The following is a 15750-nucleotide window of genomic DNA, read 5'->3' on the forward strand; positions in this document are numbered from 1 at the left end:
AGGATCGCGGGCCCATGACCCGGGACCGCGGGTCGGCGACCGTCTGGGCTGCCATGGTCACCACCGTGCTGTGTGCCGTCTTCGCCGTCGCCCTGGCCATGGGGCAGGCGGTCGTCGCCCGACACCGGGCCGGCTCCGCCGCCGACCTGGCGGTGCTTGCCGCGGCCGATCACGCCCTGCGGGGCACGGCCGCGGCCTGCGCCAAGGCGGCCGAGGTGGCCACGGCGCAGGGTGCTGCGGTGCTGCGGTGTGCCGTGCGGGGCGAGATCGCCGAGGTGACGGCTCAGGCCCGCTTCGGGCCGTACACGCCGACGGTCAGGTCGCGGGCGGGGCCGCCGGTGCTTCCCGGAGCCCGGGCGGGGCCGCCGGTGCTTCCCGGAGCAGTTCCGTGAGGAGGCGGACCGCGCCGCGCTTGTGCAGCGGGTCGTTGCCGTTGCCGCACTTGGGGGACTGGATGCAGGAAGGGCAGCCCGCGTCGCACTCGCAGGAGGCGATCGCCTCACGGGTGGCCGCGAGCCACTCACGGGCGGTGTGGAAGGCCCGCTCGGCGAAGCCCGCGCCACCCGGGTGGCCGTCGTACACGAAGACCGTCGGCAGCAGCGTGTCCGGATGGAGCGGCACGGACACGCCGCCGATGTCCCAGCGGTCGCAGGTGGCGAAGAGCGGCAGCATCCCGATGGAGGCGTGCTCGGCGGCGTGCAGGGCCCCGCCCAGCTGCTCCGGGCCCACCCGGGCGGCGTCCAGCTGGTCCTCGGTGACCGTCCACCACACGGCCCGGGTGCGCAGGGTGCGCGGCGGCAGATCGAGTTTGGTCTCGCCGAGCACCTCACCGGTTATGAGCTTGCGGCGCAGGTAGGAGACGACCTGGTTCGTGACCTCGACGGAGCCGTAGCAGAGGCGTCCCTCGCCCCACGGGATTTCGGTGTCGGTTTCGAGTACGGAGATGGAGGTGGTGTCGCGGGCGGTGGTGGAGTACGGCGGGTTGGCCTCCTCGACGAGGGCGGCCGAGTCCTCCAGGTCCAGGTGTTTCACCAGGTATGTACGGCCCTGGTGGAGGTGGACGGCACCGTCGTGGACGGCAGTGTGGGCGGCCGACTCGTCGACCGTGCCCAGCAGCCGGCCGGTGGCGGCCTCGACGATCTGGACGGGTCGGCCGCCCTCGCCCCGGATGTCGGTGAGGTCGGCGGCCCGCTCGCGGCGGGTCCAGTGCCAGCCCGACGCCCGGCGGCGCAGCAGCTTGGCGGACTCCAGCTGGGGCATGAGCTCGGCGGTCGCCGGGCCGAAGAGATCCAGGTCGGCGTCCGTGAGCGGGAGCTCGGCCGCGGCAGCGCACAGATGGGGGGCGAGGACGTACGGATTGTCGGGGTCGAGGACCGTGGACTCCACGGGCTGCTGGAACAGGGCCTCGGGGTGGTGGACGAGGAAGGTGTCCAGCGGGTCGTCGCGGGCGACGAGGACGGCCAGGGCGCCCTGGCCGGAGCGGCCCGCGCGGCCCGCCTGCTGCCACAGGGAGGCGCGTGTGCCGGGGTAGCCGGCGATCACGACGGCGTCGAGACCGGAGACGTCGACGCCGAGTTCCAGGGCGGTGGTGGCGGCCAGGCCGAGGAGCTCCCCGGAGTGCAGGGCCCGCTCCAGGGCGCGGCGCTCCTCGGGGAGGTAGCCGCCCCGGTAGGCGGCGACACGCGGGGGCAGTGAGCGGTCCACCTCCGCCAGACGTTCCTTGGCGATGACGGAGATGAGCTCGGCGCCACGCCGGGAGCGTACGAAGGCGACGGTGCGGACTCCCTGCACGGTCAGGTCGGTGAGGAGGTCGGCGGTCTCGGCGGTGGCGGTGCGGCGTACGGGCGCGCCCTTCTCGCCGTGCAGCTCGGTGAGCGGCGGCTCCCAGAGGGCGAAGACGAGCTCGCCGCGGGGCGAAGCGTCGTCGGAGACCTCCTGGACGGGCAGTCCGGTGAGCCGGCCGGCGGCCACAGCGGGTTCCGCGGCGGTGGCGGAGGCGAGGAGGAAGACGGGATTCGCACCGTAGCGGGCGCATACGCGGCGAAGGCGGCGCAGCACCTGGGCCACGTGGGAGCCGAAGACACCCCGGTAGGTGTGGCACTCGTCGATGACGACGTAGCGCAAGGAGCGCAGGAAGGAGGACCAGCGGGCGTGGGAGGGAAGTATCCCGCGGTGGAGCATGTCCGGGTTGGTGAGGACGTAGGTGGCGTACTGCCGCACCCATTCGCGCTCCTCGACGGGCGTGTCGCCGTCGTAGACCGCGGGGCGGATGCGGTTACCGAGCGGCGCGCTGAGCGCCTTGACCGCGCGGAGCTGGTCGGCGGCGAGGGCCTTGGTCGGGGCGAGGTAGAGGGCCGTCGTACCGCGTCCATTCGGGGCCTCGGCTCCGTCGAGGAGGGTGGTGAGTACGGGAGCGAGGTAGGCCAGCGACTTGCCCGAGGCGGTTCCGGTGGCGATGACGACCGATTCGCCGTCCAGAGCGTGCTCGGCGGCGGCTGCCTGGTGGACCCAGGGGTGGTCGATGCCCGCCTGCTGAATGGCGTTGATCACTTCCGGGCGGATGCGGTCGGGCCAGACGGCATGGCGGCCGGGCCTCGGGGGCAAGTGCTCCGTATGAGTGATGCGCGCGGCCCGGCCCGCCCCCGCGGTGAGCCGGTCAAGGACCATACCGGGGGAGGGGCGGGTGTCCCCGCTCTCGGGAGGTCGTCTGGGACGGTGATTCATGGCCATCGGCACCGAGTGTGTCACCGGCGTGACGGACAATGGTCCCAAGGCGTCGTGCATGGCTGCTGGTAAGTGATTGAATGCCATCGCGGCTGGCGACCGTCCTCCGGCTCCGCCGGGGAGACCTCAGGGGGCGGCCGCTCGATAGCAAGGTGCTGGAGGATCCGTGGACCTGTCCCTGTCGACTCGCAATGTGTCCGGCCCTGGTGGCGACCGTACGGTCGTCGAGGTCGGTGGCGAGATTGATGTGTATACCGCGCCCAAGTTGCGTGAGCAGCTGGTCGAGTTGGTGAACGACGGCAACTACCACCTGGTTGTCGACATGGAAGGTGTGGACTTCCTCGACTCCACCGGCCTCGGCGTGCTCGTGGGCGGCCTGAAGCGCGTTCGCGCGCACGAGGGCTCGCTGCGCCTGGTCTGCAACCAGGAGCGCATTCTCAAGATCTTCCGGATCACAGGTCTGACCAAGGTGTTCCCCATCCACACCACGGTCGACGAAGCTGTCGCGGCCACCGACTGAGGTCGGCCGGAGACTGCCGGAAGAAGGGAGGGGCACCGGGCATCCAGCCCGGGCCCCTGAGATGCACGCCCGTACGTCCAAGGGGGATTGCATGGCCACCGTTGAACTCCGCTTCAGTGCTCAGCCTGAGCATGTCAGGACCGCCCGCCTGGTGGCCGCTGCCGTGGCTCGCAGGGCCGGGGTCGACGAGGCCGTGCTGGACGAGGTCCGGCTCGCGGTCGGCGAGGCGTGCAGCCGTGCTGTCGGGCTGCACCGCAGCTATGGCATCACCTCCCCCGTGAAGGTCGCGCTGTCCGAGGAGGAGAAGACCTTCTCCATCGAGGTCAGGGACGAGGTCCCGGGTGCGGGCGCCGAGGGGGCCACCGCGGCCCCAGGCGGGCGCAGAGGCACGGACGAAGACGCGGACTCCGAGGGTGAGGACGAGATGGGCCTCGCGGTCATCAGCGGTCTCGTCGACGACGTGGAGGTCAGTTCCAGTGAGGAGGGGGGCGTAATCCGGATGAGTTGGCCGACGACGCCCGTCACCGTGCTGCCCTGACTCCTGATGATCGACAACGGGCGCATACCACCGGCCCTTTGATCGTCTTTATTGGATACGGCCCTGCTGAGCAGGGCCTTTTCCCTTTTCTCTAGATCATTCAATACGCGTCAATGCCTTTGCCCCATTACTTCTTTCGGGGGCTGTTTCGGGACCCGATCATTTGCTGAGTAGCAAGCGAAGGTCAATTTCATTTGCCGCGCCCTGTTTCGATCAGGTTCCGCTCCCTACAATCCGTCCACATCTTGAGCTTGAGCGTCAAGGAGGACGAATGGCGGGGCTCGTCAATACAGAACTGTCCGATCAACCCACTTCTCTCGCAGCCGCGGTACTGACCGACGACAACCGGCTGATCGTGATCGTCATCGCCGCAGTCGCGGTGGCGGCCTTGATCGTCGCCCAGCTGCTGGTGCGCCAGGTGCTGGCCGCCGGCGAGGGCACCGATTCCATGAAGAAGATCGCGGCAGCCGTGCAGGAGGGCGCGAATGCCTATCTCGCACGGCAGTTGCGCACCCTCGGTGTCTTCGCCGTCGTGGTGTTCTTCCTGCTGATGCTTCTTCCGGCGGACGACTGGTCGCAGCGCGGCGGTCGATCGGTGTTCTTCCTGGTGGGTGCGCTGTTCTCGGCGGCCACCGGATACATCGGCATGCGTCTTGCCGTAAGAGCAAATGTGCGCGTGGCCGCGGCCGCGCGTGAGGCAACACCGGCGGAGGGCGAGCCGGAAAAGGATCTGACGGCCGTATCGCACAAGGCTATGAAGATCGCTTTCCGGACGGGAGGCGTGGTCGGCATGTTCACGGTGGGCCTCGGCCTGCTCGGTGCCTCCTGCGTGGTTCTCGTCTACGCGGCCGACGCCCCCAAGGTGCTCGAGGGCTTCGGCCTCGGCGCCGCACTGATCGCCATGTTCATGCGTGTCGGCGGCGGCATCTTCACCAAGGCCGCCGACGTCGGCGCCGACCTCGTCGGCAAGGTCGAGCAGGGAATCCCCGAGGACGACCCGCGCAACGCCGCGACCATCGCGGACAACGTGGGCGACAACGTCGGCGACTGCGCAGGCATGGCGGCCGACCTCTTCGAGTCGTACGCCGTCACGCTCGTGGCGGCACTCATCCTCGGCAAGGCGGCATTCGGCGACGCCGGCCTCGCTTTTCCGCTGATCGTCCCGGCGATCGGCGTGGTCACCGCGATGATCGGCATCTTCGCGGTCGCCCCGCGGCGCGCCGACCGCAGCGGGATGACCGCCATCAACCGCGGATTCTTCATCTCCGCGGCTATCTCGCTCGCGCTGGTGGCCGCAGCGGTCTTCATCTATCTGCCGTCTTCGTACGCCAAGTTGGACGGCGTCACCGAGGCCGCGATCCGTTCGCACCCAGGGGACCCGCGAGTTCTGGCGCTCGTCGCCGTCGCCATCGGCATCGTGCTGGCGGCCCTGATCCAGCAGTTGACGGGGTACTTCACCGAGACCACCCGCCGTCCCGTGCGGGACATCGGCAAGTCCTCGCTGACCGGACCCGCCACGGTCGTGCTGGCCGGCATCGCCATCGGTCTTGAATCCGCCGTCTACACCGCGCTGTTGATCGGCCTGAGCGTGTACGGGGCGTTCCTGCTCGGCGGTACGTCGATCATGCTCGCCCTCTTCGCGGTGGCGCTCGCCGGCACCGGCCTGCTCACCACCGTCGGTGTCATCGTCGCCATGGACACCTTCGGTCCCGTCTCCGACAACGCGCAGGGCATCGCCGAGATGTCCGGCGACGTCACGGGCGCGGGCGCGCAGGTGCTCACCGAGCTCGACGCCGTCGGCAATACCACCAAGGCCATCACCAAGGGAATCGCCATCGCCACGGCCGTACTGGCCGCGGCGGCGCTCTTCGGCTCGTACCGCGACGCCATCGCGACCGCCGCCCGGGAGGTCGGCGAGAAGGTCGGCGACGGCGCCCCGATGAACCTGGTGATGGATATTTCGCAGCCCAACAACCTGGTGGGGCTGATCCTCGGCGCCGCGGTCGTCTTCCTCTTCTCGGGTCTCGCGATCAACGCGGTGTCCCGGTCGGCGGGCGCGGTGGTCTACGAGGTGCGGCGGCAGTTCCGCGAGCACCCCGGGATCATGGACTACACCGAGAAGCCGGAGTACGGGCGCGTCGTCGACATCTGCACCAAGGACGCGCTGCGCGAGCTGGCCACGCCAGGTCTGCTCGCCGTACTGACCCCGATCGCGGTCGGCTTCTCGCTCGGCGTCGGAGCCCTGGGCTCCTTCCTCGCGGGCGCCATCGGCACCGGCACCCTGATGGCCGTCTTCCTCGCCAACTCCGGTGGCGCGTGGGACAACGCCAAGAAGCTGGTCGAGGACGGCCACCATGGCGGCAAGGGCAGCGAAGCCCATGCCGCGACCGTCATCGGCGACACCGTCGGCGACCCGTTCAAGGACACCGCGGGCCCGGCCATCAACCCGCTGCTGAAGGTGATGAACCTGGTGGCGCTGCTGATCGCGCCCGCTGTCGTCCAGTTCAGCTACGGGGACGACTCCAGTGCCGGAATGCGTGCGCTGGTGGCGGTGCTCGCCATTCTCGTCATCGTCGGCGCCGTGTACATCTCCAAGAGGCGCGGCATCGCTGTGGGTGACGACGACAACCTCGCGGAACGGAGCGCGAAGTCGCCTGATCCAGCGGTGGTTTCGTAACACCTGCTCAAGAGGCGGGCGGGCGGCACGTATTGACGTGCTGCCCGTCCGTTTTGCATGCCGCCGCGGGCCATCGTGAGGCGTCGTGAGCCTTGTCTCCCTTGGTGCAAATGGTCACAAAAAGCAATCAATCGGATGTGCGACATGCGGTTGTCGCCCACTTGGCGTGTATGTTCCGGGGCCGAGAGCCTTGGAAGGGACCAATCCGGTGAACAAGAAGCTTGCGGCCGCACTGTCCGGCGGCGCGGTACTGGTACTGGCACTGTCCGGCTGCAGCAGCGACGACGGTGACAGCAAGGTGAATGCCTGGGCCAAGAAGGTCTGTGACCAGGCACAGCCGCAGATCCAGAAGAGGGCCAACGCCCAGCAGGCCATCATCTCGACGGCGGCGGACGGCAAGCCGTCCGACATCCAGGCCGCCGACTCGAAGGCCTTCCAGGACATCGCCGACGCGGACAAGGCGCTCGCCACCGCTGTGCAGGGCGCCGGTACGCCGCCGGTCGACAACGGCGAGAAGCTGCAGCAGGACGCGGTCAAGGAGCTCAACGACACCGCCGCCGCCTACCTTGCTCTGAAGAAGCAGGTCGACGCTCTCGACGCCAAGGACCAGCAGAAGTTCGCGGACGGTCTGCAGGGTGTCGCCGACGGTCTGAAGAAGATCGAGAAGCTGGACCAGGACGCGCTGAAGAAGCTGCAGTCCGGCGAGCTCGGCAAGGCGATGGCGAAGGAGCCCGGCTGCCAGGCGGCGAAGACGTCGAGCCCCGCTGCCGGCGGGACAGGACCGACCCCGTCCGCACCGGCCAAGCCGTCCGGATCGGCGTCCACGAAGGAGTAGGCACCCTGTAGGCGGCGTTTGTCAGTGGTGGCCGCCACAATGGGCAGGTGAGTACGACCAGCCTTGTCCCAGGCCTTCCCTCGCCCGACCGCTCGCCCCGGCTGCGTGAGGCGCTCCTCGCCGCCGCTTTCACCGCCGACGGGCTGCTCGAGCTTCTCGGCGCACCTGCGTACGCCGCCCTCGCCCGCAGCGAGACCGTGCCCGCCCTGCGCGCCACCCGCGGGGACAGCGTCCTGGACACGCTCGTACGACTGTTCCTGCTCCAGCGACCCGTCGCGTACGAGCGGGCACGGGCCACGCTGCCGATCGAGGAGTGCCTGGCCGACGGCTGGCTGGTGCGGGACGGCGACGAGGTACGGGCCACGGTGGACGTGCGGCCGTACGGCGGCCCGGAGGGGCAGGACTGGTTCATCGTCTCCGACCTCGGGTGCGCGGTCGGCGGCGCCAGCGGTGCGAGCGGCCAGGGCGAGGGAGTCGTCCTCGGCGTCGGCGGAGCGTCCACCACGCTCGCCGGGATCACCGTCCGTACACCCGTGTCCTCCGCGCTCGACGTGGGCACCGGCTCCGGCCTCCAGGCGCTGCACGCCGCGCAGCATGCGACCCGTGTCACAGCCACCGATCTGAACCCGCGCGCCCTGCACTTCGCGCGGCTCACGCTCGCGCTCTCCGCGGCGCCGGAGGCCGATCTGCGCGAGGGCTCGCTCTTCGAGCCGGTCGGGAAGGACACGTACGACCTGATCGTGTCGAACCCGCCGTTCGTGATCTCACCCGGTGCCCGGCTGACCTACCGGGACGGCGGGATGGGCGGGGACGACCTGTGCCGCTCGCTCGTTCAGCAGGCGGGGGAAAGGCTGAACGACGGGGGTTACGCCCAGTTCCTTGCCAACTGGCAGCACGTGGAGGGGGAGGAGTGGCAGGAGCGGCTGCGCTCCTGGGTGCCGCGCGGCTGTGACGCCTGGATCGTGCAGCGCGAGGTGCAGGACGTGACGCAGTACGCCGAGTTGTGGCTGCGCGACAGCGGCGACCACCACGACGAGCCGGCCGAGTACGCGGCTCGGTACGACGCGTGGCTGGACGAGTTCGAGGCGCGCATGACCAAGGCCGTCGGCTTCGGCTGGATCACGCTCAGGAAGTCCGGTTCCAATCGCCCGTCGATCGTCGCCGAGGAGTGGCCGCACCCGGTCGAGCAGCCGCTGGGTGAGAGCGTGCGGGCGCATTTCGCGCGGCAGGACTATCTGCGTACGCACGACGACGCGGCGCTGCTCGCCGACCACTTCACGCTGACGGCGGAGGTCGTCCAGGAGCAGGTCGGGCTGCCGGGCGCGGAGGACCCCGAGCATGTGGTGCTCCGTCAGAACCGCGGAATGCGCCGGGCCACCAAGGTTGACACGGTCGGCGCGGGCTTCGCCGGCGTGTGCGACGGGACGCTGAGCGCCGGGCGGATCCTGGATGCCATCGCCCAGTTGCTCCACGAGGACCCGGTGCTGCTGCGCGATCGCACGCCGCAGGCGCTCCGGCTGCTGGTGGAAGAGGGCTTCCTGGAGCCGGTCCGCTCATGAGGTGAAACCGGCCAACATCCAGAAGAAGAAGCCAACATCCAGAAGAAGAAGGGGAGCGGCCGCCTCCGCCAAGCCCTCGGCGGGCCCCGCTCCGACCGGCACCGCGCGGCGCCGACCGGCACCGCGACCGGGCGGGTGAACCCACGCGGCGTTCACCCGCAATTCGCATCCGTGACGCCCGGAGGTGCCAGCCTCGGCCTCCGGGGCAGCACCTTGGCATCAGCGAAAGGCCGGGTACGGACATGGAGAGCGGGCCAGCGATCTTCGCCGGGACGGCGTTCACGCTGTTCGGGGCCGGGCTGCTGCTGTGGACGGGAGCGCGTCTGCGGCACCGGGCATCTGTCGCGCACGGAGTGAGTCCCGCCACGGCCGTCGCGCTCGCGACATTCTTCGGGGCCGCGTTCCTCGCCCTCGGCGTGTGGTGCTTCAGCCGCGTCTGATCCGCGTCTGATCTGCGTCTGATCCGCCCCTGACCCGCGGTCTGATCCGCGGTCTGATCCGGGTCTGGTCCGCGGTCCGATCTGGGGGCCGAAGCCCTGTCGTGCTGGTCTTGTGCCGGTCCGGGCGGCAGGAATAGCCGGAGTCGGGTTACCGTTCGAGTGGCCGTTGCGGGCTTTTGCCGTTTGACACGGGGGCGGGTTGTACCGTCACACTCCGCAGCGACAGCAGCGTCACAGCCGTGCCGCACCCAGTGCCGTACTGCCGTGAACGCCCACAGAGCGTCGACCGGAGAGAAGAGCGAAGTTGTCCCCGACCAGCGAGACCGCACAGGGCGGCCGCCGACTCGTGATCGTCGAGTCGCCTGCCAAGGCGAAGACGATCAAGGGCTACCTCGGCCCCGGCTATGTCGTCGAGGCGAGTGTCGGGCACATCCGCGACCTCCCGAACGGCGCTGCCGAGGTGCCCGAGAAGTACACCGGTGAGGTGCGCCGCCTCGGTGTCGATGTCGAGAACGACTTCCAGCCGATCTACGTCGTCAACGCCGACAAGAAGGCCCAGGTCAGGAAGCTCAAGGAGCAGCTCGCCAAATCCGACGAGCTCTACCTCGCCACCGATGAGGACCGCGAGGGCGAAGCCATCGCCTGGCATCTGCTTGAGGTCCTCAAGCCCAAGGTCCCGGTCCACCGGATGGTCTTCCACGAGATCACCAAGGACGCGATCCGCGACGCCGTCGCCAACCCGCGCGAACTGAACCAGCGCATGGTCGACGCCCAGGAAACCCGCCGTATCCTCGACCGTCTCTACGGCTACGAGGTCTCGCCGGTCCTGTGGAAGAAGGTCATGCCGCGGCTCTCCGCCGGCCGTGTGCAGTCCGTCGCCACCCGCCTCGTCGTCGAGCGTGAGCGCGAGCGCATCGCCTTCCGCTCCGCCGAGTACTGGGACCTGACCGGTACGTTCTCCACCGGCCGCGCCGGGGACGCCTCGGACCCCTCCAGCCTCACGGCCCGCCTGAACACCGTCGACGGACAGCGCGTCGCCCAGGGCCGCGACTTCGGTTCGGACGGGCAGCTAAAGTCCGGCCAGGTCCTGCACCTGGACGAGGCGAACGCCCGCGCGCTGGCCGCCGCGCTCCAGGACGCCTCGTTCGCCGTCCGCGCGGTCGAGTCGAAGCCGTACCGCCGCTCCCCGTACGCACCCTTCCGTACGACGACGCTGCAGCAGGAGGCCTCCCGCAAGCTGGGCTTCGGGGCCAAGGCCACCATGCAGGTCGCGCAGAAGCTGTACGAGAACGGCTTCATCACCTATATGCGTACGGACTCCACCACGCTCTCCGACACCGCGGTCGCGGCGGCCCGGGCGCAGGTCACGCAGCTGTACGGCGCCAACTACCTGCCGGACAAGCCGCGTGTGTACGCCGGGAAGGTCAAGAACGCGCAGGAGGCGCACGAGGCGATTCGTCCTTCGGGTGATCGTTTCCGCACTCCGGCCGAGACGGGTCTGACCGGCGACCAGTTCAAGCTCTACGAGCTGATCTGGAAGCGGACCGTGGCCTCCCAGATGAAGGACGCGGTCGGCAACAGCGTCACCGTCAGGATCGGCGGCCGGGCGAGCGACGGCCGGGACGCCGAGTTCACCGCGTCCGGCAAGACGATCACCTTCCACGGCTTCATGAAGGCCTACGTGGAAGGTGCCGACGACCCGAACGCCGAGCTCGACGACCGCGAGCGCCGTCTGCCGCAGGTCGCCGAGGGCGACCGGCTTGCCGCCGAGGAGATCTCGGTGGACGGCCACGCGACCAAGCCGCCGGCCCGCTACACCGAGGCCTCGCTGGTCAAGGAGCTGGAAGAGCGCGAGATCGGCCGTCCGTCGACGTACGCATCGATCATCGGCACCATTCTCGACCGCGGCTATGTCTTCAAGAAGGGGACGGCGCTTGTCCCGTCGTTCCTGAGCTTCGCCGTGGTCAATCTGCTGGAGAAGCACTTCGGTCAGCTCGTCGACTACGACTTCACCGCGAGGATGGAGGACGACCTCGACCGCATCGCGCGGGGCGAGGCCCAGGCCGTGCCGTGGCTGAAGCGTTTCTACTTCGGCGAGGGCGACGACGCGGGCGCCGCGTCCGGCGTCGGCAACGGCAACGGCGACCACCTCGGCGGTCTGAAGGAGCTGGTGACCGACCTCGGCGCGATCGACGCCCGGGAGATCTCCAGCTTCCCGGTCGGCGAGGGCATCGTGCTGCGTGTGGGCCGCTACGGCCCGTACATCGAGCGCGGTGAGAAGGACGCGGAGGGCCACCAGCGCGCCGACGTCCCTGAGGACCTCGCTCCGGACGAGCTCACCGTGGAGTACGCGGAGGAGCTGCTGGCCAAGCCGAGCGGCGACTTCGAGCTGGGCACCGACCCGGTCAGCGGGCACCAGATCATCGCGCGGGACGGCCGGTACGGCCCGTATGTGACAGAGGTGCTGCCCGAGGGCACCCCGAAGACCGGCAAGAACGCGGTCAAGCCGCGGACGGCCTCGCTCTTCAAGTCGATGTCACTGGACACGGTCACGCTCGAGGACGCGCTGAAGCTGATGTCCCTGCCGCGGGTCGTCGGCGTCGATGCGGACGGCGTGGAGATCACCGCGCAGAACGGCCGGTACGGCCCGTATCTGAAGAAGGGCACGGACTCGCGCTCGCTGGAGAGCGAGGACCAGCTCTTCAACATCACGCTGGACGAGGCCCTGGCGATCTACGCGCAGCCGAAGCAGCGCGGGCGGGCCGCCGCCAAGCCGCCGCTGAAGGAGCTGGGCACGGACCCGGTGAGCGAGCGCCCGGTGGTGGTCAAGGACGGCCGATTCGGTCCGTATGTCACCGACGGCGAGACGAACGCGACGCTGCGCACCGGCGACAGCGTCGAGGACATCACGCCGGAGCGCGGCTATGAGCTGCTCGCCGAGAAGCGCGCCAAGGGGCCCGCCAAGAAGACGGCGAAGAAGGCCCCGGCCAAGAAGGCCCCGGCCAAGAAGGCGCCGGCGAAGAAGACCGCCGCCAAGAAGACGGCTGCGAAGAAGACGGCTGCGAAGAAGACGGTCGCGAAGAAGACGGTTGCCGCCAAGAAGACGGCGGCGTCGGCGGACGAGTAAGTACGTATGTCGTCGCGTATTACGGGCGCTTTGTGCGAGGGAGCTTTCTCATCCTCTGTACAAAGCGCCCGTATGTTCGGCCAGGCCTCCGGGGAGCGGGGCGCTCCGGATAGGCTGGGCGGATGACGCGAGCCGAGCAGCCAGCCGAGCAGCAGGCGGTCGTGAGCACCGTCTCAGAGACTGCCTCAGACTCCGACGCATCCGACGCACTTGCCGCGGACTCACGTGAGCGAGCCGTGCGCGCCCTGCTGCGCTTCCCTCCGCTCAGGCGGTTGTGGAACGCCCAGGTCGTGGGCGGTGTCGGCGACGCCGTCGCCGTTCTTGTGCTTCTGCTGCTGACGCTTCAGGCGGCGGTCGCCGCGGGCTCGTTCGGGTCCGGTTACCGCGGGGCGGCCTTCGCCGTCGCCGCCGTGCTCGGCGCGCGGGTCCTCGCAACGCTGTTGTTCGGGGCCGTACTTCTCGGCCCGCTGACGAGCCTCACCTCGCCCAAGGGGCCGCTCGACCGGCGCTGGACCATGATCGGCGCGGACGGGCTGCGTCTCGCGCTCCTCGTGATCGCGCCGCTGTGGATCGACTGGACCCCCGACAACGCGCCCGCGATCCTGCTGATCACCGTCTTCGTCACGGGAGTCGCCGAGCGTTTCTGGACGGTCGCCCGCGACGGCGCGGCGCCCGCGCTGCTGCCCGCCCCGCCGCTGGAGGGCGCGGCGGTGCGCCCGCTGCCGGACCACATCGACGCGCTGCGCCGGCTCTGGCTGCGTACGGGCTTCGCCGTGATCCCCGCCGGGGCCGCGGTCCTGCTGGTGGCCACGCTCATCGGCAATCTGCTCGGCTCGGGCATCGAGTGGTTCTCGCTGCACCAGGCGGCCCTCGGTTCGTATGTCGCGGCCGGTCTCTTCGCCGCGTCCGTGTCGACGCTGTACTTCGTCGAGCTGCCCGGCTCGCTGACGCCGCGGCCGCGCTCGCCGCTCGAAGGACTGCGCCGCCCGTCCACCGGCAACGGCCTGGACAAGGGGCGTACGGGCGCCATTCCGCTGTTCGTACTCGCGTGCGCCGCGGTCGCGGGCGCGATCGCTTCCGCCGTCGCCGTCTCCGTACTGCACGCCTTTGACCTGGGCGGCGGGCCCGCCGCCTTCGCGCTGCTCGTGCTCGCGCTGACCGGCGGTACGGGGTTGGGCATCCGCGGGGCCGCGTCCGTACTGCCCACGCTCTCCCGCCGCCGTCTGCTCTCCCTCGCGGTCGCGGTCACCGGAGTCGCGCTGCTCGCCATGGGCCTGGTGCCGGACACCGCGAGCGTGCTGTTCATCGCGCTGCTCGCGGGCCTCGCGGCGGGTGTCGCCGCGAGCACCGGGCATGCGCTCATCGACCAGGAGGCCGAGGACTTCCGGCGCGCCCGGATCACCGAGCACCTCCAGGCGGTCGTCCGGGTCGCCATCGGCCTCAGCGCGCTGGCGGCCCCGCTGCTGTCCGCCGCGATCGGGCCGCACCGGCTGGCGAGCGGCGACTTCGTCTTCGCGCACGGCGGCGCGGCGTTCACGCTGATGCTGGCCGGCGCGCTGCTGCTGCCCGTGGCGGCGATCGTGCTCGCGAAGACCGACGACCGGTCGGGCGTGCCGCTGCGCCGCGATCTGGGCGACGCGTTGCGCCGCGGGTCCGACCCCGCGCAGGCGCCGGCCGCCACCGGATTCTTCATCGCCATAGAGGGCGGCGACGGCGCCGGTAAGTCCACGCAGGTCGAGGCGCTCGCGGAGTGGATCCGGGCGAAGGGCCACGAGGTCGTGGTCACGCGCGAGCCGGGTGCCACGCCGATCGGGAAGCGGCTGCGGTCGATCCTGCTCGACGTCTCTTCGGAGGGGCTGTCGAACCGCGCGGAGGCGCTGCTGTACGCCGCCGACCGCGCCGAGCACGTCGGTTCGGTCGTACGGCCCGCGCTGGAGCGCGGCGCGATCGTCATCTCCGACCGCTACATCGACTCCTCGGTCGCCTACCAGGGCGCGGGCCGCGATCTGTCGCCGACGGAGATCGCCCGTATTTCCCGGTGGGCCACGGACGGACTCGTACCGCATCTGACGGTGCTGCTGGACGTCTCGCCGGAGACCGCGCGGGAACGGTTCACTGAGGCGCCGGACCGGCTGGAGTCGGAGCCGGCGGAGTTCCACCAGCGGGTGCGGGCCGGGTTCCTTACGCTGGCCGCGGCCGATCCGGGCCGGTACCTGGTGGTGGACGCGGGCCAGGAGCCGCAGTCGGTCGCCACTGTCGTACGGCACCGGCTCGACCAGATGCTGCCGCTCTCCGACGCCGAGGTGAAGGCGCAGGCGGAGGCGCGCAAGGCGGCCGAGGAGGAGGCCCGGCGCAGGGCCGAGGAAGAGGCCGCGCGCAAGGCGGAGGAAGAGCGGATCGAGCGCGAGCGGCAGGAACAGCTCGCGAAGCTCCGCGCCGAGGAGGAGGAGCGCAAGCGCCACGAGCTGGAGGAGGCGCGGCAGCGCGAGGCCGAGCGGCAGGCGGAGGAGGCCCGGCAGCGGGCGGAAGAGGCGCGGCGCCGGGCGGAGGAGGAACGCCGCAGGCGCGAGGCGGAGGAGAAGGCACTCCGGGCGGAAGAGGAACGGCGTCGCAGGCAGGCCGAGGAGGAGGCCCGGCTGCGGGCGGAGGCGGAGGAACGGCGTCTCGAGAAGCAGCGGAAGGCGGAAGAGGCGCTGCTGAGGGCGGAGGAGGCACGGCGGTTGGCGGAGGCGGCTGCTGCGGCTTCAGCTCCGGCGAATGACGTCACGGTGCCGACGCCGGTGGTCAGGCCGGACGAGGTGACGCAGGAGGTCCCGTCGCCGGTGACGCCGCCGTCGCCTGCGGCGGATGAGACGGCTGTGCTTCCGAAGTTCCCGGCGGACGCGGAGGAGACGACGGTGCTTCCGCCGGTACGGGAGGACGCACGGGACGCGGACCCCTCCGACAAGGTCCCGCCGGGCATCTTCCGCGACGAGGCGCCGAGCGCGGACACGGGCGCGGACGAGGGCGCGAACGACCGCACCCGCGAACTCCCCCAGGTCGACCCGGACTCGGGCCGCCGTCGCCGCCGCTCGGACTGGGCGGAGGAGACGCCACTGGACGACCTCCCGACCCTGGCGGACGAACTGCTGGGCCCGCACGACGAGGACGACAACGGCGGCGGCGGCCGGGGCAGGCGCTGACGGCTGGCGCCGCGGAGCCGGCGCTCTTGGGGGAGTGGGGGCGTCAGCCCCCACAAACCTCCCTCCCCGGGGGGGTCTGGGGCCCGCCCCCAGTTTCGGGAAAGGGCGGGGTGGGGGAAAACTACCGTCCCGGCCGCGCTGTCAGACC

General features: G+C 70.4%; 10 protein-coding genes. 9 read left to right on the plus strand and 1 reads right to left on the minus strand.

The annotated features are described in order from the left end of the window. The first annotated feature begins 14 nt into the window (after window positions 1-14). Window positions 15-392 carry an Rv3654c family TadE-like protein gene (locus ACZ3H8_RS20505; protein WP_467403760.1) on the plus strand — a complete coding sequence of 126 codons (378 nt, stop codon included), beginning with the start codon at window positions 15-17 and terminating at the stop codon, window positions 390-392. Here the strand turns inward: ACZ3H8_RS20505 and ACZ3H8_RS20510 are convergent. Beyond that, window positions 316-2811, minus strand: a complete 2496-nt coding sequence (locus tag ACZ3H8_RS20510) for a DEAD/DEAH box helicase (RefSeq protein ID WP_467403761.1) — start codon at window positions 2809-2811, stop codon at window positions 316-318. The two genes, ACZ3H8_RS20505 and ACZ3H8_RS20510, sit on opposite strands and share 77 nt — an antisense overlap. 79 nt (window positions 2812-2890) lie before the next feature. On the opposite strand from ACZ3H8_RS20510, the gene ACZ3H8_RS20515 reads away from it, so the two are divergent. From ACZ3H8_RS20515 to tmk, 8 genes are all read left to right on the plus strand, one after another. Then, a complete protein-coding gene (locus ACZ3H8_RS20515; protein WP_266533145.1) occupies window positions 2891-3244 on the plus strand; it encodes an STAS domain-containing protein in 354 nt (117 codons plus the stop codon). Between the two features lie 91 nt (window positions 3245-3335). After that, the gene (locus ACZ3H8_RS20520) at window positions 3336-3782 is read left to right on the plus strand and encodes an ATP-binding protein (protein WP_467403764.1); all 447 of its coding nucleotides are present in this window, start codon (window positions 3336-3338) and stop codon (window positions 3780-3782) included. Window positions 3783-4053: 271 nt separating this feature from the next. Further along, complete coding sequence (locus ACZ3H8_RS20525; protein ID WP_307661958.1) at window positions 4054-6459, plus strand: sodium-translocating pyrophosphatase; 2406 nt, start codon at window positions 4054-4056, stop codon at window positions 6457-6459. A 208-nt stretch (window positions 6460-6667) separates the two neighbouring features. Further along, entirely contained in the window at window positions 6668-7294 is a 627-nt protein-coding gene (locus ACZ3H8_RS20530) for a small secreted protein (protein ID WP_467403766.1), read from the plus strand. A 47-nt stretch (window positions 7295-7341) separates the two neighbouring features. Next, complete coding sequence (locus ACZ3H8_RS20535) at window positions 7342-8853, plus strand: DUF7059 domain-containing protein (protein ID WP_467403767.1); 1512 nt, start codon at window positions 7342-7344, stop codon at window positions 8851-8853. Between the two features lie 242 nt (window positions 8854-9095). After that, complete coding sequence (locus ACZ3H8_RS20540) at window positions 9096-9293, plus strand: hypothetical protein (RefSeq protein WP_467403770.1); 198 nt, start codon at window positions 9096-9098, stop codon at window positions 9291-9293. 304 nt (window positions 9294-9597) lie between these two features. After that, window positions 9598-12420 carry a type I DNA topoisomerase gene (gene topA / locus ACZ3H8_RS20545; protein ID WP_467403772.1) on the plus strand — a complete coding sequence of 941 codons (2823 nt, stop codon included), beginning with the start codon at window positions 9598-9600 and terminating at the stop codon, window positions 12418-12420. Between the two features lie 122 nt (window positions 12421-12542). After that, window positions 12543-15602, plus strand: a complete 3060-nt coding sequence (gene tmk / locus ACZ3H8_RS20550; RefSeq protein ID WP_467403774.1) for a dTMP kinase — start codon at window positions 12543-12545, stop codon at window positions 15600-15602. Window positions 15603-15750: the final 148 nt, after the last annotated feature.

The sequence above is a fragment of the Streptomyces sp. NPDC002868 genome (genome assembly GCF_055563295.1).

Coding starts and splice junctions, on each gene's coding strand:
- ACZ3H8_RS20510 (WP_467403761.1), bottom strand. CDS start 2,811: ATGGCATTCAATCACTTACCAGCAGCCATGCACGACGCCTTGGGACCA.
- tmk (WP_467403774.1), top strand. CDS start 12,543: ATGACGCGAGCCGAGCAGCCAGCCGAGCAGCAGGCGGTCGTGAGCACC.
- ACZ3H8_RS20540 (WP_467403770.1), top strand. CDS start 9,096: ATGGAGAGCGGGCCAGCGATCTTCGCCGGGACGGCGTTCACGCTGTTC.
- ACZ3H8_RS20525 (WP_307661958.1), top strand. CDS start 4,054: ATGGCGGGGCTCGTCAATACAGAACTGTCCGATCAACCCACTTCTCTC.
- ACZ3H8_RS20505 (WP_467403760.1), top strand. CDS start 15: ATGACCCGGGACCGCGGGTCGGCGACCGTCTGGGCTGCCATGGTCACC.
- ACZ3H8_RS20520 (WP_467403764.1), top strand. CDS start 3,336: ATGGCCACCGTTGAACTCCGCTTCAGTGCTCAGCCTGAGCATGTCAGG.